Origin of the sequence: Streptomyces sp. NPDC058457 (assembly GCF_042720695.1) — a bacterium.
GTDB lineage: Bacteria > Actinomycetota > Actinomycetes > Streptomycetales > Streptomycetaceae > Streptomyces.
This window is the reverse complement of the sequence record NZ_JBHXLU010000018.1, coordinates 94,820-119,554: the sequence shown is the minus strand read 5'-3', so window position 1 is coordinate 119,554 and position 24,735 is coordinate 94,820. Positions and strand designations below refer to the sequence as shown.

Genomic DNA, 24,735 nt, shown 5'->3' with positions numbered 1-24,735 from the left:
AGCCGTGGTGTCGGTCGGCCGCTGCGTGTGTCAGCCGTTGCGCGGGCCGGGGAAGGCTGTCGGCCTGGCCTCGTCGCGGAGGGTGGGGCTGCCGGCGGTCGGCTGGGTCGGCATGGAGCGGGCGGCCGGGACCGTCGGCACTGTGGGCAGGCCGCCGCCCATGTTGATGGTGCGGGTGCCCGACGGTTCCGTGGACCGTTCGGGTTCGGCCGTGGCCGTGGCCGTGGCCGTGGCCGTGGCTGTGGCTGTGACAGTGGCCTGGGCCGTGGCGCGGCGGGCGCCGTAACGGCGGTGCACCGCCTGCTTGGTGACTCCGAGCGCGGAGCCCACGGCGTCCCACGAGAAGCCGAGTGAACGGTCGAAGTCCACGGCGGCCGTGACCAGGGTCTCGACACTGTCCCGGAGTTCCTGGGCGAGACGGACCGTCGGGGCGGGGGCGCGTCCGTAGACGACGAAGCCCGTGGACGGGCCGGAGCGGCGCGGGCGGTAGACGTTGCCCAACTGGGCGGTGAGCGTGCGTAGTGCGTCCACCTGTCGGCGGACCCGCTCGATGTCCCGCACCAGCAAGTGCAGGCTGGCCCGGGCCTGGGCGTCGTGGGTTGCGTGGTCGGCCATGAACAAGCCTCTCGAACCGGCGTTGAAAGGAATGGGCCGCGTATGCGGCCCGTTGTGGTCAACTCTCTCTTGACCAACGCGTGGGCGCTCCGCTGGTCACGGTGTGGGGGCGTATGGGCATATGCGTACGCCGTGCGGCGGGGTTTGCACCACCCGAGAGCTCTCCCACCCGCGCACCACCCGTCCCGGTCGGCAGAGAGGCTGACCAACCTGCGGGGGTACTCGCCGTCGGCGGCCGGCTGTTCGCCGTAGACGGTCGGCCTTGCTGTTTGACTTTCGCCGGCGCTACCCGCAGTCGCCGTTCGTGCTCTGCCGGGCTGCCGGGCTGCCGGTCTGTGGGTCTGCGGGACAGCCGGTCTGCGGAGCTACGGGTCTGCGGGTCTGCGGGGCAGCCGGGCTGTGGGTCTGCGGGGCAGCCGGGCTGCCGGTTTGCGGGGCTGTGGGGCTGTGGGTGGTGGTTGATTGTTGCGGCATAGACTTGTGTGTTGCCCGTGTTGATGTCGTTCGAGAGGGTCGCAGTCGCCCATGAAGCTTGTCTTCGCCGGTACTCCCGAAGTCGCCGTTCCTGCTCTGGACGCTCTCATCTCCTCCGGACGGCACGAGGTGGCCGCCGTGGTCACGCGCCCCGATGCGCCGGCCGGGCGGGGGCGCAGGCTGGTCGCTTCGCCTGTGGCCGAGCGGGCGATGGAGGCCGGGATCGAGGTACTGAGGCCGCTCAAGCCGCGCGATCCGGAGTTTCTGGAGCGGCTGAGGGAGATCGGGCCGGACTGCTGTCCGGTGGTCGCGTATGGTGCGCTGCTGCCGCGGGTTGCGCTGGACGTGCCGGCCCAGGGCTGGGTCAACCTGCACTTCTCGCTGCTGCCAGCCTGGCGCGGGGCGGCTCCTGTGCAGCACTCCATCATGGGGGGCGACGAGATCACGGGCGCTTCCACGTTCCTCATCGAGGAAGGGCTCGACTCCGGGCCCGTCTACGGGACCGTCACCGAGGAGATCCGGCCCACCGACACCAGCGGTGACCTGCTGACCCGGCTCGCCTTCGCCGGGGCCGGGCTGCTCGCCGCGACCATGGACGGCATCGAGGACGGCACGCTCAAGGCCGTACCGCAGCCGGGGGAGGGCATCACCCTCGCCCCGAAGATCAGCGTCGAGGACGCCAAGGTCGACTGGGCGGCGCCGGCGCTGAGGGTCGACCGGGTGGTGCGGGGCTGCACCCCGGCCCCCGGCGCCTGGACCACCTTCCGCGGTGAGCGGCTCAAGCTCATCCACGTCACGCCGGTGCCCGAGCGGACCGATCTCACCCCGGCACAGATCGCCGTCGGGAAGAACAGCGTGCACGTGGGGACGGGGTCGTACGCCGTGGAACTGCTCTGGGTGCAGGCCCAGGGCAAGAAGCCGATGCGGGCCGCCGACTGGGCGCGCGGCGTGCGCATCGGCACCGGGGAGTCGCTCGGATCCTGAGCGCCCCCTCTCAGCAGCGGCTTTCCGGCGTACGCGGCGTACGCTGGGAGTCGCCTCATCCTCATACCCGGAGCACCTTTTTCGTGAGCGAGCAGTCCCGGCGGCCGCGCAGGCCCGCCAAGCCCTACCGTCGTCCCCAGAGGGACCCCGTCCGCATCCTCGCCTTCGAGGCGCTGCGCGCCGTGGACGAGCGGGACGCGTACGCCAACCTCGTGCTGCCGCCGCTGCTGCGCAAGGCCCGGGAGAAGGGCGACTTCGACGGGCGGGACGCCGCGCTCGCGACCGAGCTGGTGTACGGGACGCTGCGGCGGCAGGGGACGTACGACGCGATCATCGCCGAGTGCGTCGACCGGCCGCTGCGCGAGGTGGACCCGCCGGTCCTTGACGTGCTCAGTCTGGGGGTGCACCAGCTGCTCGGCACGCGGATTCCCAGCCACGCGGCCGTCTCCGCCTCCGTCGAACTGGCCCGGGTGGTGCTGGGCGACGGGCGGGCCAAGTTCGTCAACGCAGTGCTCCGCAAGGTCACGCAGGACGATCTCGACGGCTGGATCGCGAAGGTCGCGCCGCCCTACGACGAGGACCCCGAGGACCACCTGGCCGTGGTGCACTCGCATCCGCGGTGGGTCGTCTCCGCGCTCTGGGACTCCCTGGGAGGCGGCCGTGCGGGGATCGAGGAGCTGCTGGCCGCCGACAACGAGCGGCCCGAGGTGACGCTGGTCGCTCGGCCCGGGCGGGCCACGCCCGAGGAACTCCTCGAGGAGGAGGCCGCCGTACGGGGGCGCTGGTCGCCGTACGCCGTGCGGCTCACCGAGGGCGGGGAGCCCGGTGCCATCACGGCCGTGGAGGAGGGCCGGGCCGGTGTTCAGGACGAGGGCAGCCAGCTGGTCGCCCTCGCGCTCGCGGGCGTGCCGGTCGAGGGCCCGGACGAGAAGTGGCTGGACGGCTGTGCCGGACCCGGCGGCAAGGCCGCGCTGCTTGCCGCGCTAGCCGCCGAGCGCGGGGCCGTGCTGCTCGCCTCCGAGAAGCAGCCGCACCGGGCCGGGCTGGTGGCGAAGGCGCTGCACGGCAACCCGGGTCCGTACCAGGTCATCGCCGCCGACGGCACCCGGCCGCCGTGGCGCCCGGGCACCTTCGACCGGGTTCTGATGGACGTTCCCTGCACGGGGCTGGGCGCGCTGCGCCGCCGCCCGGAGGCACGGTGGCGCCGCCGCCCCGAGGACCTCGACAGCTTCGCTCCGCTGCAGCGGGCGCTGTTGCGTACCGCGATCGACTCGGTGCGGGTGGGCGGGGTGGTCGGTTACGCGACCTGTTCCCCGCATCTGGCGGAGACGCGGGCGGTGGTCCAGGACGTGCTGAAGCAGCGTCCGGAGACGGAGCTGGTGGACGCGCGTCCGCTGCTGCCGGGGGTGCCGGAGCTGGGCGAGGGGCCGGACGTGCAGTTGTGGCCGCACCTGCACGGCACGGACGCGATGTATCTGGCGCTGATCCGGAGGACTGGCTGAGGTGGGGGGGTGGGGACGCTTACCGGCGCCGGCCGGGTGCCTCCCCCCAGCCTTCGGCCGGGGGGACCCCAGCGCCCACCCGTGCCGCCCTGCGGCACGCCTGCCCGCAGCTGAGTAGCTGACACGGCCGCCCGCAGCTGAGTAGCCGGCACGGCTGCCCGCGGCTGGGTGGGCTGGGACGAGCGTTCGCGGCTATGCAGGACACGGCTGGGTAGCGCCCCGTAAGGGGCGCGGGGAACTGCGCGGGCAACCCCCACCCACCCGCACTCGACCCACGACCGCAACCACCCCCGAACCCCACTCGGCCCTCCCCGTCAGGGCATGGCACGCTTGGGGCATGGCCGTGCAGATCAACCCCAGCATCCTGTCCGCCGACTTCGCCCGCCTCGCGGACGAGGCGAAGGCGGTCGAAGGCGCCGACTGGCTCCACGTCGACGTCATGGACAACCACTTCGTCCCGAACCTCACGCTCGGTGTGCCGGTCGTAGAGTCCCTGGCCCGTGCTACGGACACCCCGCTGGACTGCCACCTGATGATCGAGGCCCCTGATCGGTGGGCGCCGCAGTACGTCGAAGCGGGGGCCTCCTCCGTCACCTTCCACGTGGAGGCGGCCGCCGCGCCCGTGCGGCTCGCGCGGGAGATCCGGGCGAAGGGGGCCCGCGCCGCCATGGCGCTCAAGCCCGCCACGCCCATCGAGCCGTACGAGGACCTGCTCCCCGAGCTGGACATGCTGCTGATCATGACGGTCGAGCCGGGCTTCGGCGGCCAGGCGTTCCTCGACATCATGCTTCCGAAGATCCGCCGCACCCGGGAGTTGATCAGCAAGCACGGACTGGAGCTGTGGCTGCAGGTCGACGGTGGAGTTTCCGCGTCGACGATCGAGCGGTGTGCGGATGCCGGAGCCGACGTTTTTGTGGCAGGTTCAGCGGTGTACGGGGCAAACGACCCGGCAGCGGCGGTACGTGCACTACGCACCCAGGCGGCGACGGCCACCGCCCAGGCGTCGTGGGCGTGCGACCACTGAGGTACGGGAACGTGAACGGCTCCGATCAGGGCTGATCAAGTGCGCCGGATCTGCAAGGATGAACGGCGTATCCAGAGTGTGAACAGCAGTGAGGAGATGGCCGTGTCGGGTATGTCGGCGGGCCGGTCAGCCATGCGGATGGGACCCGCAGAGCTGGTGCAGGCGGCGGCCATGGCCCGCCGCTTCTACCTCGAGGGCAAGTCCAAGATCCAGATCGCTGAGGAGTTCGGCGTCAGCCGCTTCAAAGTGGCCCGGGTACTGGAGACTGCCCTCGAAAGGGATCTCGTACGCATCGAGATCCGCGTACCGGCCGAACTGGACGCCGAGCGCTCGGACGCGCTCCGCGCCCGCTACGGCCTGCGGCATGCCGTGGTGGTCGAGTCCCCGGCCGAGGCGGAGGAGACCCCGGACCCCGAGAACCTCGGCGAGGTCGCCGCGGACCTGCTCGGCGAACTCGTCAACGAAGGGGATGTGCTCGGCCTCGCCTGGGGCCGGTCCACGATTCACATGGCGGCCGCGCTCGACCGGCTGCCGCCCTGCACGGTGGTGCAGCTGACGGGCGTGTACGACGCCGGGACCTCCGAGCGCGGCTCGGTGGAGGCCGTCCGCCGCGCCGCCCAGGTGTCGGGCGGTGACGCCCACCCGATCTACGCGCCGATGCTGCTGCCCGACGCGGCCACCGCGGCCGCGCTGCGCAACCAGACCGGGATCGCCCGTGCCTTCGAGTACTTCGACAAGGTCACGGTCGCCTGTGTCTCCATCGGCTCCTGGGAGCCCGGTATCTCCACGGTGCACGACATGCTCAGTGACGAGGAGCGTGCGCACTACGCCACGCTGGGCGTCGCCGCCGAGATGGCCGCGCACCTCTTCGACGCCGAAGGCCGCCGGGTCGGACGGGACCTGGGCGAGCGATGCATCACGGTCAAGGCCGACCAGCTGCGCCGTGTCCCCGAGGTGGTCGCGATCGCGGGCGGGCAGCGCAAGGCGGCGGCGATCGACGCGGTGCTGCGGTCGGGGCTGGTCACCAGCCTCGTCACGGACACCTCGGCCGCCGACTACCTGATGACGGCGGGCACCACCCCCAAGCCCGCGCTGAGCCGCGCGGACCCGGACGGTCCCTGACCGGGATCATGGCATCGCCGCGGCAGCCGGGCTGACAACGCTGCCGCGGCGGGTGGGACGGCCTCCGGGCCGCCTCCCCGGCAGGGTCTCCTCGGCGTCCGTCCCGTCAGCGCTCCGATGCCCGTGCACGGTACGGGAGTTGGTGACGAGCCGGATCGGGGGGGACAGGTGGTGCGGCCCTCAGGAACGGGCCGGCAGGGCCGCGTCGATGAGGACGGCGGCCGCCTCCCGGGCGACCGCGCCCACCGACGGGTCGCGGTCCATCCGCGCGGACACCCCGCCACCGTCGTACAGCAGGTGCAGCCGGCGGGCGAGTGTCTCGGGGTCCGGGGCGCCCGCGTCCCGGGCGAGGTCGGTGAACAGGGCCCGGACCCAGGCCCGGTACGCGTCGGAGGCCTCCTCGATGGCGCTGCCGTGCTTGGCCTCCGCACTGGCCGCCACGAAGGCGCACCCGTGGTAGTCCTGCTCGGTGAACAGCTCGGCCTGCGCGTCGAAGACGGCCAGCAGCCGGTCCCGCGGGTTGTCGGCGCCGTCCACACCGCGCAGCAGCCGCTCGGTCAGCTTGGCGTGCCGGGAGTCGAGGTAGGCCCGGATGAGCTGTTCCTTGCCGCCGAAGGTGTTGTACAGCGAGGCCTTGGCGACCCCGGCGTGCTCGATGATCCGGTCGATCCCGACCGTCTGCACGCCCTCCGCGTAGAACAGCTCGTTCGCCGCCGAGAGCAGCCGCTCCCGTGCGGTGGGGGCCTTGGCAGCGGTCGACGTCTTCGTCATGCCACTCACGTTCCCGTCACTTCCAGACTTCCAGACTATGGCTGACCAGACCGGTCTACTCAGTCAGCGTGCCCGCGTGAGGCCCTCGGGCTGCTCCGCCCGGACCGACGCCGCCTGCGGGCCGCCGGACGCCACCTTCACCCCGGGCCCGCTCTGCGGCCTGCCATGCCGCAGCAGCAGGGCGGACAGGGCCAGCAGCGCCAGGGCGATGACCACCGCGCCGTACTCCTCGGAGGTCGGGACCAGCCCGCCCCCGTGCACCACCAGCGCGCCGGCGGCGACCGAGGGGACGCCCATGCCGAGGTAGGCGACGACGAACAGCAGGGACAGCACGCCCGAGCTCTCATGGGGCTTGGTCAGCGGCAGCACGGTGCGGATGCCGCCCTGGAAACCGCTGCCGAAGCCGACGCCCGCGACGGCCGTGCCGGCGAAGAACAGCGCCGGTGCGCTCAGGTCCACGGCGACCAGGGTGAGGGCCACGCCGGCCACGAGCGCGCCGATGCCGGTGTACATCATGGTCGCGGCCTGTGCCGTGCGCAGGGCGAAGACCGAGGCGGCCGCGACGAACGCGAGGACGAAGAGGCCGAGGCCGCCCCAGACGGCGGAGGTGGAGCCGACCAGGGTGCGGACCAGGGCGGGGCCCAGGGAGCCGTAGAACCCGGCGAGTGCCCAGACCGCGAAGATGACGGGGGAGGCGGCGAGGACCGCGCCGCGGACCGTGCGCGGCAGCCTGATCTCCGGCACCAGGCTGGCCAGGGCGCCCGGCTGCCTGGTGACGGTCTCGTCGATCAGGGCGACGGCGGCCGCCTGGGCCACGAACACGGCCAGCAGGCAGAGGTAGATCGCGTGGGTCGGGGCGGGCAGGTACTGCACGACGAAACCGCTGATCAGAGAGCCCGTCGCGGTGCCGAGGCCGGGGGCGAAGGCGTTCGCCAGGGTGCCGCGGGAGCGGTTGATGTCCATCATCGCGGCGCCGACGGCGCCGAGGGCGGCGCCGGTGGACAGGCCCTGGACGACGCGGGCGACGAGCAGTTCGCCGACGCCGCCGGCGGTGGTGAACAGCAGCATCGCGGCGGCCTGGGCGGCGATCGCAGCGATCAGGACCGGGCGGCGGCCGACGTGGTCGGACAGCTTGCCGAGGACCAGGAGGCCGGAGAGGACGGCGATCGCGTAGACGCCGAAGACGACCGTGGTGGTGATCGGGGTGAACCCCCATTCGGCCTGGTAGGTCGCGTAGAGCGGGGTGGGCGCGCTGGAGGCGGCGAGGAAGGAGACGACGACGGAGGCGAGCAGGTAGAACGCGGCGCGCGGCGGGATCGGCTTGCGCGTTGCCCTGGGGCGCTCGGCGCGCGCGGCCTGCGCGATTCGCTCGGTGCGCTCGGTGCGCTCGTGCGGTGCGAGATGGTTCATCGGAGATCCTTCGCGGGGACGGGGCCGAAGATCGTCGGTTCGGAGGTTCTTGTTGAGTAGACCGGTCTGTCTACCTGGCCTGGTCAACCGCATAGACAGGTCTGTCTATTCCGTCGGGCGAAGGATTCTTCGGAAAATTCTCCGCGCCGCAGCCGCGCTCAGGCGGCGTCGCCGGTCGCACGGGAAGCGCGACGGTACGCGGTGGGCGTGCTGCCGACGGCGTCCCGGAAGCGGGCGCGGAGGTTGGCGCCGCTGCCCGGGCCGCTCCGGGCGGCGCCCTGCGCGGCCAGGTCCTGGAGGACAGTTCCGGCGCGGCGGAAGCGGCCCGCTCGGCCTGGCCGCGGCAGGGGCTGGTCGAGGACTTCTCCGGCATCGTCGGGAAGACCGACGTACCCGTGCTGGTGCTGGTGCTGGTGCTGGTGCTGGTGCTGGTGCTGGTGCTGGCCGGCGGCGCGGACAAGGTCGACCCGCCGCAGGTGCTGCGCGAGCACCTGCTCCCCCTGCTCCCCAACGCGACCCGCACCGAACCGGACGGCGTGGGCCACCTGTCCCCGCTGGAGGAACCGGACCTGGTCGCCCGGCACCTCGAGGACTTCGATGCGCGCTCCGTGAGCCGTGCCGGGCGGCCCGGTTCGGCACGGGCGGCCCGGTCCTCACCCGTTCATGTGATGCCGGGGCGACAGGCACTCATGACAATCTCGACGCCGTCACATGGAGCGTCTTCATCGGCTGGACGCCGTCAACCCCGAGTATGTGTACGACAGTACGACAGGCCGTGCGCCGATCGCATCGGGAGGACGCGTTGACCACCGAACCCCAGTCCGTGCCGGGAGCCGAACCGCAGCCGGTGCTCGGTCCGTTGACCACCGCCGCGATCTTCCTGGTGCTCACCGTCCGCCCCGGCGGCGAGGAGACGGCACGGGAGGTGCTGGGCGATCTCCGCGCGCTGGAGCGCAGCTTCGGGTTCGGTACCCCGGAAGCCGCGCTGAGTTGTGTGGCGGGGGTCGGCTCCGCGGCCTGGGACCGCCTGTTCGACCACCCCCGCCCGGCGGGCCTGCACCCCTTCCGGCCGCTGCAGGGGCCCCGGCACACCGCGGTCGTCACCCCCGGCGACCTCCTCCTGCACATCCGGGCCACCCGGTTCGACCTGTGCTTCGGTCTTGCCGCCGAGATCATGCACCGGCTGCGCGACGCGGTGACCGTCGAGGACGAGGTGCCGGGCTTCAAGTACCTCGACGCCCGCGACCTGCTGGGTTTCGTCGACGGCACCGAGAACCCGGTCGGCGCCGCCGCCCGCCGGGCCGTCCTGATCGGCGCGGAGGATCCCCGCCATGCCGGCGGCAGCTATGTGGTCGTACAGAAGTACGTCCACGACCTCGGCGCGTGGAACGCGCTGCCCACCGAGACGCAGGAGCGGATCATCGGGCGTACGAAGGCCACCAACCTCGAACTGGAGGAGCCGGCCTCCCACGTGGACCTGAACACGATCACCGGACCGGACGGCGAGGAACAGCAGATCCTGCGGGACAACATGCCGTTCGGCAGCCCCGGCCGCGGCGAGTTCGGCACCTACTTCATCGGGTACGCCCGGACGCCGGACGTCATCGAGCACATGCTGCGCAACATGTTCCTCGGCACCGCCGACGCCCCCCACGACCGGATCCTCGACTTCTCCACCGCGGTCACCGGCACACTCTTCTTCGTGCCGTCCGACGACTTCCTGGACGATCTGCCGGCGCTCCCCGGAGCCGGCGAGAAAGGACAGTGACACCGATGTCCGCGCATGTGATCGTGCTGCCGGGCGGCGGCTACGTGCAGCACGCCCAGCACGAGGCCGAGCCGGTCGCCGAGTGGCTCACCGGACTGGGGCTCGGCCTGGCGGCGAGCGTCTTCCGGTATCCCCTCGACGTCCGGCATCCGGTGCCCCTCGAAGCGCTGCGCGCCGAGATCCGGCGCCTGCGCGCCGAAGGGGCCGACCGGATCGGGCTCGTGGGGTTCTCGGCGGGCGGGCATCTCGCGGGTCTCGCGGCCCTGGCCGCGGACCACGACGTACGGACATCCGTGCAGTTCGCCGTGCTCGGCTACGCCATCACCTCGATGGAGACCGAGACCTACCGGCCCTCCCGGATCGTCCTGCTGGGCGAGGACGCCTCGCCGGAGCTGCGCCGGGCCACCTCGCTCGACGCGCTGGTGACCCCGACGGCGCCGCCGTTCTTCCTCTGGCACACGGCGGAGGACCCGTACGTCCTGCCGGAGCACACCTACCGCCTGGCCACGGCCCTGGCCGCCAACGACGTGCCCCACACCGTGCACGTCTATCCCCACGGCCCGCACAGCCTGGGCCTCGCCCGCGGCGCGGGCGAGGCCTCGACCTGGACCCGCTCGGCGGCGGCCTGGCTGGCCGAACAGACCGGCCCCGCAACCCCTCCTGGACGCCACTGACATGACGACGAGTCCGCATCTGGTCACGCTCGACCTCACCGGGGTCGCCGACAAGGCCGGCCTCATGGAACGCGTCGCCTCCGTCCTGGGTCTGCCCGGCTGGTTCGGGCGCAACTGGGACGCCCTCACCGACAGCCTGCGCGACCCCTCGGTGTGGCCGCCGGAAGCCGCCGGCCGCGGGCTCCTGGTCGTCGTCACCGGGTGGCAGGGATACGCACGGACCCGGCCGGACGAGTGGGAGACCGCCCGGCGGGTGTTCACCGGCGCGTCCGCCGACGAACCCGCGCTGACCATCGCCCTCGCCCTCGGCTGACCTCGCCCTGTCCCTCGGCCGGCCTCGTCCCCGTCCCTCGGTCGGCCTCGTCCCCGTAGGTTCCTCCAAACGAGCTCTGACCTGCCTGGACCTTCGTCCCGGGCATGACGTACCGGTCCGCATGGGAGAATGAAGTACGTGCTTTTCCCCCTGGCCGGCCGGTCCGGGGGTCACCTCTGATCGACCGGGATGTGCGGCACGTGCGTTTCCTCAATGACATCCAGCCCCCGTACGACCTGACGTACGACGACGTCTTCATGGTGCCGAGCCGCTCCGCGGTCGGCTCGCGTCAGGGCGTGGACCTCAACTCGCCGGACGGCACGGGCACCACCATCCCGCTGGTCGTCGCCAACATGACCGCGATCGCGGGCCGGCGGATGGCCGAGACGGTGGCCCGGCGCGGCGGACTCGTCGTGATCCCGCAGGACATCCCGATCGACGTGGTCACCGATGTCATCACCTGGGTGAAGAGCCGCCACCTGGTCCTTGACACCCCGATCGTGCTGGCTCCGCACCAGACCGTCGCCGACGCGCTGGCCCTGCTGCCGAAGCGGGCGCACAACGCCGGTGTCGTCGTCGACGAGGACGGCCGCCCCGTCGGCGTCGTCACCGACCGGGACCTCACCGGCGTCGACCGCTTCACCCAGCTCGCCGAGGTCATGTCCCGCGACCTGCTGCTGCTCGACGCGGACATCGACCCCCGCGAGGCCTTCAACAAGCTGGACGGCGCCAACCGCCGCTACGCCCCGGCGGTCGACCGGGACGGCAAGCTGGCCGGCATCCTCACCCGCAAGGGCGCCCTGCGCGCCACCCTGTACACCCCGGCGACCGACGCGCACGGCAGGCTGCGGATCGCCGCCGCCGTCGGCGTCAACGGCGACTTCGCGGACAAGGCGAAGCAGCTGCTCGACGCGGGCGTCGACACGCTCGTCATCGACACCGCGCACGGCCACCAGGAGTCGATGATCAGCGCGATCAAGCTGGTCCGCGGCCTCGACCCGGACGTCCCGATCGCGGCCGGCAACATCGTCTCCGCGGAAGGGGTCAAGGACCTCGTCGACGCCGGCGCGGACATCATCAAGGTCGGCGTGGGTCCCGGTGCCATGTGCACCACCCGCATGATGACCGGTGTCGGCCGGCCGCAGTTCTCGGCGGTCCTGGAGTGCGCCGCCGAGGCGCGCAAGTACGGCAAGCACGTCTGGGCCGACGGCGGTGTCCGGCACCCCCGTGACGTCGCCATGGCGCTGGCCGCCGGTGCGTCCAACGTGATGGTCGGCTCCTGGTTCGCGGGTACCTACGAGTCCCCGGGCGACCTTCAGCAGGACGCCGACGGGCGGCTGTACAAGGAGTCGTTCGGCATGGCCTCCGCGCGGGCGGTACGCAACCGCACGTCGGACGAGTCGGCCTACGACCGGGCCCGCAAGGCGCTCTTCGAGGAGGGCATCTCCACGTCCCGGATGTTCCTGGACCCGTCGCGGCCGGGCGTGGAGGACCTGATCGACTCGATCATCGCGGGCGTGCGGTCGTCGTGCACCTATGCCGGTGCCGGGTCCCTGGAGGAGTTCGCGGCGAAGGCGATCGTCGGGATCCAGAGCGCGGCGGGGTATGCGGAGGGGAAGCCGCTGCACGCGAGCTGGAGCTGACCGAAGCGTTGTCGGGTGACGGTGCGTTGTGGCTGGTCGCGCCCGCGCGGCGGAGCCGCGCATCGATACGGCCCCGCGCCCCTGTCGGGGCGAACAGGCGCGCCCGTGCTCTACTTCGTGTACGGCTACCGCCGGTCCCGTCCTGCACCACCTGAGAGCTGAACGACCCCTTGCTGAACGATCTCGACGAACGCATCGTGCACGCCCTCGCCGAGGACGCCCGCCGCTCCTACGCGGACATCGGGCAACTGGTCGGCCTCTCCGCGCCTGCCGTCAAACGGCGCGTGGACCGGCTGCGCGCCACCGGGGCGATCACCGGATTCACCGTACGGGTCGACCCGGCGGCACTCGGCTGGGAGACCGAGGGGTTCGTCGAGATCTACTGCCGGCGCAACACGTCCCCGGAGACCATCCAGCGGGGCCTGGAGCGCTACCAGGAGGTGGTGGCCGCGTCGACGGTCACCGGTGAGGCCGACGCCGTCGTGCAGGTCTTCGCGTCCGACATGCGGCACTTCGAGAGGGTGCTGGAGCGGATCGCGGGGGAGCCGTTCGTGGAACGGACCAAGTCGGTGCTGGTGCTGTCGCCGCTGCTGCGGCGCTTCTCGTCGGGCGCGCCGGGCTGAGCCGGGCGTACCGCTGCGGTGCCTCCGGTGGGGTTGCCGGGGCGTTCGCGGGGTCTGATGTACTGGGGTGATGCCCCTGCCTCAGATGGACCCGTTGGATCTGCGCGTCATCGCGGCCCTCCAGGTGAACGGCCGGGCTTCCTGGCGATCGGTCGCGCAGGCGCTCGGCGAGGGCGAGCGGACGGTTGCCCGGCGGGGGACGCGCCTGCTGGAGAGCGGGCTGGTCCGGGTGGTCGGGCTGGAGAACTTCGCCGAGACGGTCGTGGTGCGGCTGCGCTGCCGGCCCGGCCGGGCGGCAGAGGCGGGCCGGGCGCTGGCGGCCCGTGAGGACGCGGTGTTCAGCTGCCGGGTGACCGGCACGGACGACGTGGTGGCGGAGCTGCAGTGCCCCGCGGCCCGGCTGGCGGAGCTGACCGGCGAGGAACTGTCCGCACTGCCCGGCGTCGCGGCGATCGCCACCGACCCGGTGCTGCACTACTACCGCACCGCGCGGGAGTGGCGCCCGGGGCTGCTGACGGCCGCGGAGGCGGCGGTCCTGGAGCCGGCGGCGGTGCCGGTGCAGGGGCCGACCCCGGCGCCGGTGGACCGTACGCCGGACGAGCGGGCGATCCTGCGGGCGCTGGCCCGGGACGGGCGCCTGACCCTGGAGGAACTGGCGGCGCTGGCGGGCGTGTCCAAGGCGACGGCCGGGCGGCGGCTCGAGGCGCTGCAGAGCAGTGCGCGCCTCGCGATCAGGGCCGTGGTCGAACCGGCCGCCCTGGGCTTTCCGGTCGAGGGCCTGCTGTGGGTGCGGGTGCGGCCGGCGGCGATGGAGGAGACGGCGCAGCGGCTGCTGAGTCTGCCGGCGGTGCGCTATCTGGCCGCGCTGGCGGGCGATTTCCCGCTGCTGGTGAACACCGCGCACGAGTCGCGGGAGGAGCTGCAGCGGTTCCTCGTCGACTCCGGGTGGGCGCGGGAGGTGGACCAGGTGCGGACGACGCTGGTGGTGGAGTCGCTGCGCAGGGCGGGGCCGACGGGATCGTTCACAACAGCGCCTCGCCATTGCGTTTTGACTCAGTCGAGCCGGACTGTGTGTCTCTTTGACTCATACCTTGCGTCCGGATGTCGATATTTCTCACACACTCCTTGACGGTGTTTTCCGGCCGCGCCTAGCATCCCGTGCCGTGGAGAGGAATTCCGTGCTGACCGCCCGCCGCGAGGTCGACCTGTGTCGCGTCGCGAGCGCCTGCTGTTGTCACGTGCGCTGACGCGCCCTCCCGGACACCTTCCCGGACCCGCGCCGGCCTGACCCGGCCCCGGTCCGCCTCCGGACCACCGCTCCCACCCCGTCCCGCGTTCGCGCGCCCTTTCGCGCGCCCCGCGTCCGCCCGGTCCCGCCCAGGGCTCCCGCGTGCCCGGACGCCGGCCCGGACCTCCCGCTGCGCGCCACTCCCGCTGTGCGCCACACCCTTCACGGAAGACACCCATGTCCGTCGACGCCTCGTCAGAATCCACCACCTCCCGCCATCCCGAGGACCCGGCCCACCCGGGCCTGGCCGCCGGCGCGGTCTCCGCCCTCGACGTGTTCGGCCAGTCGCTGGCCGCCACCGGCCCCAGCATCGCCATCGGCGGCACCATCCCCGCCGTCTACCTCACGGCGGGCAACGGCTCGCTGTGGTCGACAGCCGTGGGAACCGTCATCGCCCTGCTGATCGCCTGGGTGGTCGCGCAGTTCGCGCGCCGGGCCGCCAGCGCCGGTTCCCTCTACAGCTACGTCTTCCTCGGCCTCGGCCGCGGGCCCGCCTTCGTCACCGGCTGGGGCCTGGTCGTCGGCTACGTCGGTATCGCCGCCGCCTGCCTGGTCGGTGCCGCGGTCTACCTCGGGGCGCTGCTGGAGTCAGCCGGCGTCCCGGCGACCGGCACCACCGCCCAGCTGGTGCTGCTGTTCCTGGCCGCGGCCGCGGCCTCGGTCCTGCCGGTGCGGGGCGTCCGTCTGTCGACCCGCTTCGGCATCGTGGTCGAGGCCGTCTCGCTGCTGGTGATCCTGGTGGCGCTGGGTGCCGCCGTGGTCCACTTCGGACTCCGGTTCGACACCGCCCAGTTCACCGCGAAGGGCATCGACCTGAACACCGTGATGCCGGGCGCGGTGCTCGCCGTGGCGGTGTTCGTCGGCTTCGAGTCGGCGGGATCGCTCGGGGCCGAGTCCCGTGAGCCGTTCCGCGCCATCCCGCGCGCCGTCATCGGGACCGTCCTCGGCGCCGGCGTGCTCTACCTGGTCAGCACCTACGTCCAGGTGCTCGGCTACGGCTCGGCCGCCGACCTGGCCACCTCCGCCGCCCCGCTCAACGAACTCACCCGGGCCTCCGGAGTGGGCTGGCTGTCCCCGCTGCTCAACGCGGGGATCGTCGTCTCCGCCGTGGCCTGCGGCTCGGCCGGCGTCAACGCCGCCGCACGCAGTCTGTACAACCTCAGCAGGGAGGGCGTGCTGCCCGCCCTGCTGGGCCGCACCCACCCGGTGCACCGCACCCCGCACCTGGCCGTCCACCTGCTCGGTGCCGCCTCCGGGCTGCTGCCGCTGGTGCTGATCGCCACCGGCAGCGGCGAACTGGAGGTCTACGCCTGGACCGCGGCCTTCGGCACCTTCGGCTATCTGCTCGCCTACCTCCTGGTCGCCCTCGCCCTCGCCCTGCCGCTGCACCTGCGCCGCCGCCGCGAGCCGGTCGCCGCGGTGGCCGTGGTCAGCGTCCTCGCCGTGCTGGCGATCGGCTACGTCACCTACAAGAACCTGGTGCCCGCGCCCGCCTGGCCGGTCGACGTGCTGCCGTACGCCTTCGCCGGGATCGTCCTGGCCGGCCTCGGCTGGTACCTGTCCCTGCTGCGCCGCGACCCGGACCGGGCCCGCGCCCTGGGCAGCCGTACGATCAGCGCCCATCCGAGCGCGACGGCCGAGGAGCAGCCCGCATGACACAGCAGCAGCCCGACGACTCCCTGGCCGCGGCGCTCGCCGACGGCTCCCTGCGCGAGGTCGAGGTCGCCTGGTCCGACCCCTACGGCCGGGTACAGGGCAAGCGGATACCCGCGGCCCGCTACCCCGAGGCCGCGGCCGGCCGCGGCGTCGCCTTCTGCGACGGCTCGCTCGCCTGGAACGCCCTCGGCGAGGTGCAGACCGGCGCCGGACTCGGCGCCCCCGAACGGGGCTACCCGGACGCCTACGCCGTACCGGACCCGGCCACCTATCGGCCGCTGCCCTGGCGGCCGGGGGCGGGGCAGGTGCTGTCCGACGTGTACGGCCACGACGGCGCGCCCTCGCCGGCCTCGCCCCGCGCGGTGCTGCGCCGGGTCCTGGACCACCTGGCCGGGCTCGGACACAGCGTCCGTGCCGCCCTGGAGCTGGAGTTCTATCTGCTGCGCCCGGACGGCGGCCCGCTCCCGCAGGGCCTGCACGCCTACTCGCTGGAGCTGGCGAACGAACTCGACCCGCTGCTCGGCCGGTTCACCGACGAGCTGACCGCGTTCGTGCCCGTCGAGAGCGTGCTCACCGAGTACGGGCCCGGCCAGGTGGAGCTGAACCTCGCCCACCAGGACGCGCTGACCGCCGCCGACGACGCCTTCCGGCTGCGCTACGCGGTACGTGAACTGGCCCGCCGCGAGGGCCTGCTGGCGACCTTCATGGCCAAGCCGCTGAACGGGCAGTCGGGCAGCTCGGCCCACATCCACCTGTCGCTGTGGCAGAACGGCGAGCCCGCCTTCGCGCCCGAGGCGGGAGCGGCGAGCAAGACCGCGCGTGCCGCCGTGGCGGGGCTGGTACGGCACCTGCCAGGGCTGACCCTCTTCGGCGCGCCCACCGTCAACTCGTACAAGCGCTTCGAGCCCGGCGGCTTCGCCCCGCACCGGGCCGACTGGGGCGGCGACGACCGTACCGTCGCCGTCCGCTCACTGGTGGACACCCCGAGGTCCAGCCGGATCGAGCTGCGCACCCCCGGCGCGGACGCCAACCCGTACCTGGCGCTGGCCGCCGCGCTCGCCGCCGTCGCCGCGGGCCTGGAGGACGGCCTGGACCTGCCACCCGCGGACCGGGACCCGGCGCCGCTGCCCGCCACCCTCGCGGAGGCGGCGGCCGAGGCCCGAGCCGACCGGCGGCTGGCCGCGCTGCTCGGCGAGGACGTCGTGTCCGACTACGCCGTGCTCGCCGACTCCGAGTGGCACGACTCCACGACCCGGGTGACCACCTGGGAGACCGACCGCTATCTGAGGAACCTGTGAGCACCACCGAAGACCCGAAGCGCGGCCCGCACCCCACCACCCCGCCCGAACTGCTCGAAGAAGCCGCCCGGTTCCCCGCCCTGCGGGCCGTCTTCGAGCGGCGCGCCCGGCGCTTCCCGCTCGGCGGCACCCTCACCGGCCCGCTCGCCTTCGACTCCGCCCGGGAGCCGCTGGCGCTGAGCGCCGACGAGGAGGCGGTGCTGGTCGCCGCCGCGTCCGGGATCACCGGGGTGGTCCGCGAGGAGTGGTCGTTCCTGGACGAGGAGGGCCGCACCACCGGCGGCGACAAGCTCGCCAGCTTCACCGGCCGCACCTACCCGAGCCCGCTGGCCAACCACTCCACCGAGGTGTTCTGGACCAACGACGAGGGCACCTACCTGATCCCCCAGCGCGACCGCCGCCCGGACGCCTATCTGCAGAACCGGACCACCGACGAGCACCGCGGCTGGCTCGGCAACGCCGTGCGGCTGACCGAGGGCCGCCTTGACATCCCGCGCCGCCGCCCCAACCTGTTCGCCTTCAACCGGCAGAACATCAACCTGCCCGGCACCACCCTCTTCATCCCGATCGCCGACCTGACCCGGCAGTGCATCTCCGCGCTGCTGCTCTACTTCGACCGCCCGCACGGCTACTACCTGGTCGACCAGCGGCTCGGCAACGAACCCCTGCGCCCCTTCGCCGAGTCGGGCCTGCTGGACGACAGCCACCCGGTCGACCTCGCCGACTTCGAGCGCTGGCAGATGGTCGACGCGAACGGCGTCGAGTCCGGCCTGGTCGTCGCCAACCTGATGACGGCCACCCAGGCGCTGGGCCTCGGCGGCCACCCGTTCAACGGCGGCAAGGGCCGGGTCACCATGGGCGGCGAGCGGCACTGGCACGCCATCGGCGGCGCGGGCCCCGCCGGCGGCCTCGGCTTCCGCTTCCACCGGGTGCCGGACTGGGCGCCGGTCGGCGCGGGCGAGGAGATCCCGGTCGGCCTCGACGGCCTGTTCGAGGGCGCCGTACCGCCGTACCACGCCACCGTCGAGGACGCCGTCGACTTCGTGGTGGCCCTGCGCTGGGGTCCCACGGGCACCTTCACCGGCGGCGGACCCACCCCCTGGACCGACCCTGGCCTGGTCTCCCGGATCCCGCGCCCCTCCGCGGAGGCGATCGCGGCCGTCAAGACCTGGTTCCGCTACGTCTGGGACCACTACGGCCGGTTCCCCGCCACCATCGACCCGTTCCTGACCACCGTCTGGTACCAGGCGCACCACCTGGACACCGCCTTCTACGACGCCTACTACCCCGGCGAGGCCCTGCCCGCCCACGTCCGCGACCACCTGGACAGGTGGCACCGCTGATGCCCGAGCAGACCGTGCACGCCGTCGACCTGACCGACAACGACCGCTACGCCGAGGCCGTCCCCTACGCCGACTTCGACCGGCTGCGCCGCGAGGACCCGGTGCACTGGCACCCCGAGCCGGACGGACCCGGATTCTGGGCGGTCGTCGGATACGAGGACGTGGTGGCCGTCTCCCGGGACACCGCGACCTTCTCCTCCGAGACCGGGGCCACCGCCCTGGAGGACCTGGACCCGGACGCCCTGGCGACCCGCAAGTCCATGCTCGACATGGACCCGCCGCGGCACACCCGGCTGCGCCGCACCCTGGTCGGCGACTTCACCCGCCGCCAGGCGCTGCGCCACGAGGAGGACATCCGGGAGGTCGTACGGCCCCTGGTGCGGGCGGCACTCGACCGGGGCCGGTTCGACGCGGTCGAGCACCTGGCCACCGCCGTGCCGATCCGGGTGCTGTGCCGGATGCTGGGCGTGCCCGCCGCGGACGAGCCGCTGATGGTCGAGCTGAGCGACCGGCTGATCGCCAACACCGACCCGGACCTGAGCGAGGTGCAGCCGGACAGCCCCGAGTCCGAGCAATACCGGCTGCTGCCGTTCCGCAGCCCCGCGGCCCTGGAGATGCACGCGTTCGCGAACGCGCTGCGCGCCGAGCGCACCGCCCGTCCGCTGGACGACGTGGTGACCCGGCTCGCCCAGGCGCGGATCGACGAACTGCCGCTGAGCGAGCAGGAGTTCCAGGCGATGTTCCTGCTGCTCCTGGTGGCGGGCAACGAGACCACCCGCTCGGCGCTGTCCCTCGGCATCCAGGCCTTCCTGGACCACCCCGGCCAGTGGGAACTGCTGCTGGCCGGCGCGGACCTGGGCGCGGCGGTGGAGGAGGTGCTGCGCTGGACCACCCCGCTGCACCACTTCCGGCGTACCGCGACCCGCGACACCGAGCTGCGCGGCCGCCGGATCCGGGCGGGGGAGAAGGTCGTGGTCTGGTACACCTCGGCCAACCGGGACGAGGAGGTCTTCGCCGACCCCTACCGCTTCGACGTCACGCGTGACCCCAACCCGCACATCGCGTTCGGCCGGGGCGGCCCGCACCGCTGCCTGGGCGAGCACCTGGCCCGGGGGGAGATCCGGGTGGTGTTCGAGGAACTCCTGGCCCACCGGGTGACCCTGCACGCCGACGGGCCCGCCCGCCGGGTGCGGTCCAACTTCACCAACGGCCTCAAGTCGCTTCCGGTACGGGTGCACCGGCACGGGTGAGACGGCACCGGTGCACCGGCACGGGTGAGACGGCGCCGCTCCTACTCCGCGGTCTTCCTGGCCAGGGCGTTGTTCCCGATGGAGTTGTGCACGCTGAAGCTCACCGCGTCCGAGCGGTAGCGGTCGTCAGACCACTCCACCGGCCGGCCCTCGCGGGTCGTCGTCACGCGCCGCACCCGCAACAGCGGGCTCGTACGGCGGATGCCGAGCAGCTCCGCGTCCTGCGCCCCCGCCGCCACCGCGTCGATCACGTGCTCGCCGTACGCGAAGACCAACCCGGTCTCCTCGTACAGGCGTTGGGTGACGGACGGGCACTCGGGCTCTATCGCCTCGACCGCCGGCGAGATCCAGTCCGCGTACACCGTTCGCTCCAGCAACACCGGCTCGCCGTCCAGGCCCCGCACCCGGAGCACGTGCAACACCGGGGTGCCGGCGGGGAGCTGGAGGCGGACCGTGTCCTCCTGGGCGGCGGGCCGGTAGTCCTGGGACACCACGTGTCCCGTCGCCTCGCGGCCCATCGCCTTAGCCCACTGTGCGAAGCTGCGCAGCTCCGCGAAGCTCTGGCTGCGGCGGCTGGCCAGCACCACCCGGCGGGCGCCCTGGCGGGAGCCGATCAGCCCTTCGGCGGTGAGTGCGGCGACCGCCTGGCGGACCGTGCCGCGGGAGACGGCGTACTCCGCGGCGAGCTCCGTCTCCGAGGGCAGCCGGCTGCCGACGGTGTACTCCTCGCGGTCGATGGCCTGCCGCAGCTCGTCGGCGATCTCCTCGTGTCGCGCCGTCATGCTTCCCCTCTGGATAGGCCGCTGTGCACAGCGTGACCAGCCTAATCGACGTTCCTGGGTGATTCGTGTCAGCCCCGGACCGGCCAGGACTGTGCAGGGAATTGGGGGCCAGGGTTTTTCCGGAGTTCACAGTCCCGACATCCGCACCGGGCGTACTGTGAGCCAACTTGTTCAGACAAGTTCGCCCGGCGCCGGCCACAGCGCCACCCACCCTCGTGTGTACTCCTGGAGAGACCGTGACCGTGTCCCTGCCGAGAACCGCCCTCCTCGGCGGCTCCCTCGCCGCCGTAGCCGCGCTTGCCCTCAGCGCCTGCGGCGCCGCCCCCGACAACACGTCGTCCACCACCTCCGACGGCAAGAACGCCGCCACCGCCACCTCCGCCGCCGACCTCGGCGGCATGGACAAGCTGGTCGCCGCCGCCAAGAAGGAGGGCACGCTGCACATCATCGCGGTGCCCCGCGACTGGGCGAACTACGGCGCCATCATCGACGGCTTCAAGAAGAAGTACGGCATCAAGATCGAGGACGAGAGCCCCGACGGCTCCAGCCAGGACGAGATCACCGCCGTGACCTCGCGCAAGGGCCAGGACCGCGCGCCGGACGTGCTCGACCTCGGCTCCTCGTTCGCGCTCAGCGCCGCCCAGCAGGGGCTGCTCGCGCCGTACAAGGTGACCTCGTACTCCGACATCCCCACGGGCCAGGCGGACCCGCAGGCCCGCTGGTACAACGACTACGGCGGCTACATCTCCATCGGCTGCGACGCGAAGCGGGTCAAGACCTGCCCGACCACCTTCGCCGACCTGCTCAAGCCGCAGTACAAGGGCCAGGTCGCCCTCAACGGCAACCCGACCAAGTCCGGTTCGGCGTTCGGCGGCGTGTACGCGGCGGCGCTCGCCAACAAGGGCTCCTTCGACGACATCCAGCCCGGCCTGGACTTCTTCGCCAAGCTGAAGAAGAACGGCAACTACACGCCCGTCGAGTCCACCCCGGCCACCGTCGAGAAGGGCGAGACGCCCATCTCCATCGACTGGGACTACCTGAACGCCGGTTACGCCGACGAGTTCAAGTCCAAGGGCGTGGACTGGAAGGTCACCATCCCGAGCGACGGGCAGTACGCCCAGTACTACTCGCAGGCCATCAACAAGGACGCCCCGCACCCGGCGGCCGCCCGCCTGTGGCAGGAGTACCTGTACAGCACCGAGGGCCAGAACCTGTGGCTCAAGGGGTACGCGCGTCCGGTCCTGATGTCCTCGATGGAGACGGCCGGCACGCTGGACAAGACCGCCGCCGCCAAGCTCCCCGCGGTCACCGGCACGCCGACCTTCCCGACCGAGGCCCAGCAGGACAAGGCCAAGACGGTCATCGCGACGGGCTGGTCGAAGGCCGTCTCCGGATGACGGCCACGCTCACGCGGGCCGACGTGGCGTCCGCCGCTTCCCAGAAGCGGCGGCGCCGCGCCCCCGGCTGGCTCGCGGTCGTCCCGCTCCTCGCCTTCACGGCCATCGCCTTCGGGCTGCCGGCCGTGGCCATGCTGAACGGCGCGTTCACCGTCAAGGACCCGACCAGCGGGGTGTCCTCGTACACCGGGCGGAACCTCAGCGACTCCCTCCAGGGGCCGTACCTCACCGCCCTCGCCGGCAGCGTCAAGCTGTCCGCGCTCTCCGCCCTCATCGCCGCCGTCCTCGGGCTGCCGCTCGCGCAGGCCGTCGTCAGCTCGCGCTCCCGGGTACTGCGCGAGGCCGTCCTCACCGCCTCCGGAGTGCTCGCCAACTTCGGCGGCGTGCCGCTGGCGTTCGCGTTCGTCGCGACCCTCGGCAACGCCGGTGTGCTGACCACACACCTGCACCTCACGGACCACGGCTGGAACCTCTACAGCTTCTGGGGCCTGGTCCTCGTCTACCTGTACTTCCTGATCCCGCTGATGGTCCTCACCATCACCCCGGCCCTGGACGGACTGCGCGCCCAGTGGCGGGAGGCCGCGCTCAACAACGGCGCCACCGGCGTGCAGTACTGGCGGTTCGTGGCCCTGCCGGTCCTCGCGCCCTCGCTCCTCGGCGGGCTCGTACTGCTCTTCGGCAGCGCCTTCGCCGCCTACGCCACCGCCGCCGCGATGGTCGGCAGCGCGGTCCCGCTGGTCACCCTCCAGATCGCCGACGCCATCTCCGGCAACGTCCTGGTCGGCCAGGAGAACGTGGCCCTCGCCCTGAGCCTGGACATGGTGCTGGTGGCCGGTGTGGTGATGGCCCTGTACCTGCCCCTGCAACGACGGAGCGCCCGATGGCTCGACGCCTGACCCCCTGGCGCTGGGCCGTCCTCGGCCTGGCCGCCCTCTACTTCCTGGTCCCGCTGGGCGCCTCCGTCGTCTTCACGGTCGACGTGCCCGGCCAGGGCATCACCTTCGACGCCTACAGCCAGATCCTGTCCGCCGACGGCTTCCTCTCCAGCCTGGTGCTCTCGCTGGAACTGGCCGTCGCCACCATCGCCGTCGTGCTGCTGCTGATGGTGCCCGCCATGGTCGCCCTGCGGCTGAGCGCGCCCAGGCTGCGCCCGGTCGTCGAGATCCTCTGCTCGCTGCCGCTGGTGGTGCCGCCGATCGCGTTCGTCGCCGGCATCGCGACCGTGCTCAAGTGGGGCCCGGACTACCTCTCCAAGACCCCGCTGTTCGAGACGTTCGTCGCCATCCAGAACCCGACCTTCCCGGTCGTCCTGGTCCTCGCGTACGTCGTGATGGCACTGCCCTTCGTCTACCGGGCGCTGGACGCCGGGCTGCGCGCGATCGACGTGCGCACCCTCGTCGAGGCCGCCCGCAGCTGCGGCGCCAACTGGCCGCAGGCGCTCGTGCGGGCCGTGCTGCCCAATCTGCGCGGGGCGCTGCTCAACGCGGCCTTCCTCACCCTGGCCCTGGTGCTGGGCGAGTTCACGGTCGCCTCGCTGCTGGGCTACCAGCCCTTCGCCGTGTGGATCTACAACGTCGGCGGCTCGCAGGCCCAGATGTCCGTCGCCGTCTCCGTGCTCAGTCTCCTGGTGACCTGGGCCCTGCTCCTCGCGCTCGCCGGTGCCGGCGGCCGTGACCGAACCGCTTCCTCCCGGGGATGACACACCATGACCACCGCCACCCTTGAGAAGGCCGCGACCGTCGAATTCCGGTCGCTGCGGCGCGAGTTCGGCGCCACCGTCGCCCTCGACGGACTCGACCTGACCGTACAGCCGGGCGAGTTCCTGGCCCTGCTCGGCCCGTCCGGCTGCGGCAAGACCACCGCGCTGCGCATGCTCGCCGGCTTCGAACACCCCGACTCCGGCGCCGTCCTGGTGGACGGCGAGGACGTCACCCACGTCCCGGCGCACCGCCGTGACGCCGGGATGGTCTTCCAGTCGTACAGCCTCTTCCCGCATCTGAACGCCGTCGACAACGTGGCCTTCGGGCTGCGCATGCGCAAGGTGCGCACGAGTGAACGGCGGTCGCGGGCCGCCGAGTTGCTGGACCTCGTCGGGCTCGGCGACAAGGGGGAGCGGTTCCCGCACCAGCTCTCCGGCGGCCAGCAGCAGCGCATCGCGCTCGCCCGCGCGCTCGCCCTGCGGCCGCGGGTACTTCTGCTGGACGAGCCGCTGTCGGCGCTCGACGCCAAGGTCCGCCTCAGCCTCCGCGAGGAGATCCGCCGCCTCCAACAGGAACTCGGCATCACCACGCTGTTCGTGACGCACGATCAGGAGGAGGCGCTGTCCATCGCCGACCGGGTCGCCGTGATGCGCGCCGGGCGGCTCGAACAGTGCGCCGAACCCGCCGAGTTGTACGGTCGTCCGGCCACCGCCTTCGTCGCCGAGTTCGTCGGCACGATGAGCCGGATCCCGGGGACGCTCAAGGAGGACACCGTCGAGGTGCTCGGGCAGCGGCTGCCGGTCGACGGCCAGGCGCCCGGCGCGGGCGAGGTCGACGTCCTGGTCCGGCCCGAGGCGGTCCAGGTGCGCGCGGACGGGGCCGGTACGGCCACCGTCGTCGCCACCGCCTTCCTGGGCGCGGTCGTCCGGGTCACCGTACGGCTCGCCGACGGCACCGAGGCCAAGGCCGACCTGCCCGCCCACGAGGCCGCCGAGCTGGGTGCCGGATCCGCGGCGAGCGTGTCCCTGCCCGAGCGGCCGGTGCTCGTGGCGGAGCGCGCCCAGAAGTAGCGCATCCACCAGCCAGTAGTGCATTCAC

At 72.5% G+C, this 24,735-nt stretch carries 24 protein-coding genes; 19 read left to right on the top strand and 5 right to left on the bottom strand.

Going from position 1 to position 24,735, the window contains the following annotated elements:
* Positions 1 to 30: 30 nt before the first annotated feature.
* Positions 31 to 615 carry a hypothetical protein gene (locus tag ACFWPS_RS17490; protein ID WP_383705913.1) on the bottom strand — a complete coding sequence of 195 codons (585 nt, stop codon included), beginning with the start codon at positions 613 to 615 and terminating at the stop codon, positions 31 to 33.
* 525 nt (positions 616 to 1,140) lie between these two features.
* Here ACFWPS_RS17490 and fmt point away from each other — a divergent pair.
* From fmt to ACFWPS_RS17470, 4 genes are all read left to right on the top strand, one after another.
* Positions 1,141 to 2,073 (top strand): methionyl-tRNA formyltransferase, encoded by a 933-nt coding sequence (gene fmt / locus ACFWPS_RS17485; RefSeq protein WP_383705912.1) that lies wholly within the window; start codon positions 1,141 to 1,143, stop codon positions 2,071 to 2,073.
* 83 nt (positions 2,074 to 2,156) lie between these two features.
* Positions 2,157 to 3,575 (top strand): RsmB/NOP family class I SAM-dependent RNA methyltransferase, encoded by a 1,419-nt coding sequence (locus tag ACFWPS_RS17480; protein ID WP_383705910.1) that lies wholly within the window; start codon positions 2,157 to 2,159, stop codon positions 3,573 to 3,575.
* 337 nt (positions 3,576 to 3,912) lie between these two features.
* The gene (gene rpe, locus ACFWPS_RS17475; protein ID WP_383705908.1) at positions 3,913 to 4,599 is read left to right on the top strand and encodes a ribulose-phosphate 3-epimerase; all 687 of its coding nucleotides are present in this window, start codon (positions 3,913 to 3,915) and stop codon (positions 4,597 to 4,599) included.
* Positions 4,600 to 4,677: 78 nt separating this feature from the next.
* Entirely contained in the window at positions 4,678 to 5,721 is a 1,044-nt protein-coding gene (locus ACFWPS_RS17470) for a sugar-binding transcriptional regulator (protein WP_383705906.1), read from the top strand.
* Positions 5,722 to 5,901: 180 nt separating this feature from the next.
* Here the strand turns inward: ACFWPS_RS17470 and ACFWPS_RS17465 are convergent, their stop codons facing one another.
* The 3 genes from ACFWPS_RS17465 to ACFWPS_RS17455 form a co-directional block, all read right to left on the bottom strand.
* Entirely contained in the window at positions 5,902 to 6,492 is a 591-nt protein-coding gene (locus ACFWPS_RS17465; protein WP_383705904.1) for a TetR/AcrR family transcriptional regulator, read from the bottom strand.
* Positions 6,493 to 6,555: 63 nt separating this feature from the next.
* A complete protein-coding gene (locus ACFWPS_RS17460; RefSeq protein ID WP_383705903.1) occupies positions 6,556 to 7,902 on the bottom strand; it encodes an MFS transporter in 1,347 nt (448 codons plus the stop codon).
* A gap of 158 nt (positions 7,903 to 8,060) precedes the next feature.
* Positions 8,061 to 8,393: a hypothetical protein gene (locus tag ACFWPS_RS17455; protein WP_383705901.1), complete on the bottom strand. Its 333-nt coding sequence runs from the start codon at positions 8,391 to 8,393 to the stop codon at positions 8,061 to 8,063.
* A 311-nt stretch (positions 8,394 to 8,704) separates the two neighbouring features.
* Here ACFWPS_RS17455 and ACFWPS_RS17450 point away from each other — a divergent pair, with 311 nt between their 5' ends.
* The 11 genes from ACFWPS_RS17450 (at position 8,705) to ACFWPS_RS17400 (ending at position 19,758) form a co-directional block, all read left to right on the top strand.
* Complete coding sequence (locus ACFWPS_RS17450; RefSeq protein WP_383705899.1) at positions 8,705 to 9,670, top strand: Dyp-type peroxidase; 966 nt, start codon at positions 8,705 to 8,707, stop codon at positions 9,668 to 9,670.
* A gap of 5 nt (positions 9,671 to 9,675) precedes the next feature.
* On the top strand, positions 9,676 to 10,344 hold the full coding sequence (locus tag ACFWPS_RS17445) for an alpha/beta hydrolase (protein ID WP_383705897.1): 669 nt from the start codon (positions 9,676 to 9,678) through the stop codon (positions 10,342 to 10,344).
* A 1-nt stretch (position 10,345) separates the two neighbouring features.
* Complete coding sequence (locus ACFWPS_RS17440) at positions 10,346 to 10,657, top strand: barstar family protein (RefSeq protein WP_383705895.1); 312 nt, start codon at positions 10,346 to 10,348, stop codon at positions 10,655 to 10,657.
* Positions 10,658 to 10,857: 200 nt separating this feature from the next.
* The gene (locus ACFWPS_RS17435) at positions 10,858 to 12,300 is read left to right on the top strand and encodes a GuaB1 family IMP dehydrogenase-related protein (protein WP_383705893.1); all 1,443 of its coding nucleotides are present in this window, start codon (positions 10,858 to 10,860) and stop codon (positions 12,298 to 12,300) included.
* A gap of 170 nt (positions 12,301 to 12,470) precedes the next feature.
* Positions 12,471 to 12,923, top strand: coding sequence for an Lrp/AsnC family transcriptional regulator (locus ACFWPS_RS17430; protein WP_046726552.1), 453 nt, complete (start codon positions 12,471 to 12,473; stop codon positions 12,921 to 12,923).
* Positions 12,924 to 12,993: 70 nt separating this feature from the next.
* Positions 12,994 to 14,052 (top strand): Lrp/AsnC family transcriptional regulator, encoded by a 1,059-nt coding sequence (locus ACFWPS_RS17425; protein ID WP_383705891.1) that lies wholly within the window; start codon positions 12,994 to 12,996, stop codon positions 14,050 to 14,052.
* 34 nt (positions 14,053 to 14,086) lie between these two features.
* A complete protein-coding gene (locus ACFWPS_RS17420; RefSeq protein WP_383705944.1) occupies positions 14,087 to 14,170 on the top strand; it encodes a putative leader peptide in 84 nt (27 codons plus the stop codon).
* Between the two features lie 218 nt (positions 14,171 to 14,388).
* Positions 14,389 to 15,867 carry an APC family permease gene (locus ACFWPS_RS17415; RefSeq protein ID WP_383705889.1) on the top strand — a complete coding sequence of 493 codons (1,479 nt, stop codon included), beginning with the start codon at positions 14,389 to 14,391 and terminating at the stop codon, positions 15,865 to 15,867.
* Positions 15,864 to 17,165 (top strand): glutamine synthetase family protein, encoded by a 1,302-nt coding sequence (locus tag ACFWPS_RS17410; RefSeq protein ID WP_383705887.1) that lies wholly within the window; start codon positions 15,864 to 15,866, stop codon positions 17,163 to 17,165. The genes ACFWPS_RS17415 and ACFWPS_RS17410 overlap by 4 nt, the downstream gene beginning before the upstream one ends.
* Complete coding sequence (locus tag ACFWPS_RS17405; RefSeq protein WP_383705885.1) at positions 17,162 to 18,508, top strand: hypothetical protein; 1,347 nt, start codon at positions 17,162 to 17,164, stop codon at positions 18,506 to 18,508. Before ACFWPS_RS17410 ends, ACFWPS_RS17405 begins: the two co-directional genes overlap by 4 nt.
* A complete protein-coding gene (locus ACFWPS_RS17400) occupies positions 18,508 to 19,758 on the top strand; it encodes a cytochrome P450 (protein ID WP_383705883.1) in 1,251 nt (416 codons plus the stop codon). Before ACFWPS_RS17405 ends, ACFWPS_RS17400 begins: the two co-directional genes overlap by 1 nt.
* Before the next feature lie 41 nt (positions 19,759 to 19,799).
* Here the strand turns inward: ACFWPS_RS17400 and ACFWPS_RS17395 are convergent, their stop codons facing one another.
* Complete coding sequence (locus ACFWPS_RS17395) at positions 19,800 to 20,540, bottom strand: GntR family transcriptional regulator (protein ID WP_383705881.1); 741 nt, start codon at positions 20,538 to 20,540, stop codon at positions 19,800 to 19,802.
* A gap of 236 nt (positions 20,541 to 20,776) precedes the next feature.
* Here ACFWPS_RS17395 and ACFWPS_RS17390 point away from each other — a divergent pair, with 236 nt between their 5' ends.
* The 4 genes from ACFWPS_RS17390 to ACFWPS_RS17375 are packed head-to-tail and all read left to right on the top strand — an operon-like array spanning position 20,777 to position 24,707.
* The gene (locus ACFWPS_RS17390; RefSeq protein ID WP_383705879.1) at positions 20,777 to 21,937 is read left to right on the top strand and encodes an ABC transporter substrate-binding protein; all 1,161 of its coding nucleotides are present in this window, start codon (positions 20,777 to 20,779) and stop codon (positions 21,935 to 21,937) included.
* Positions 21,934 to 22,833 carry an ABC transporter permease gene (locus ACFWPS_RS17385; RefSeq protein ID WP_383705877.1) on the top strand — a complete coding sequence of 300 codons (900 nt, stop codon included), beginning with the start codon at positions 21,934 to 21,936 and terminating at the stop codon, positions 22,831 to 22,833. The genes ACFWPS_RS17390 and ACFWPS_RS17385 overlap by 4 nt, the downstream gene beginning before the upstream one ends.
* Entirely contained in the window at positions 22,818 to 23,636 is an 819-nt protein-coding gene (locus tag ACFWPS_RS17380; protein WP_383705875.1) for an ABC transporter permease, read from the top strand. Before ACFWPS_RS17385 ends, ACFWPS_RS17380 begins: the two co-directional genes overlap by 16 nt.
* 6 nt (positions 23,637 to 23,642) lie before the next feature.
* On the top strand, positions 23,643 to 24,707 hold the full coding sequence (locus ACFWPS_RS17375; RefSeq protein WP_383705873.1) for an ABC transporter ATP-binding protein: 1,065 nt from the start codon (positions 23,643 to 23,645) through the stop codon (positions 24,705 to 24,707).
* The last annotated feature ends 28 nt before the right edge of the window (positions 24,708 to 24,735 follow it).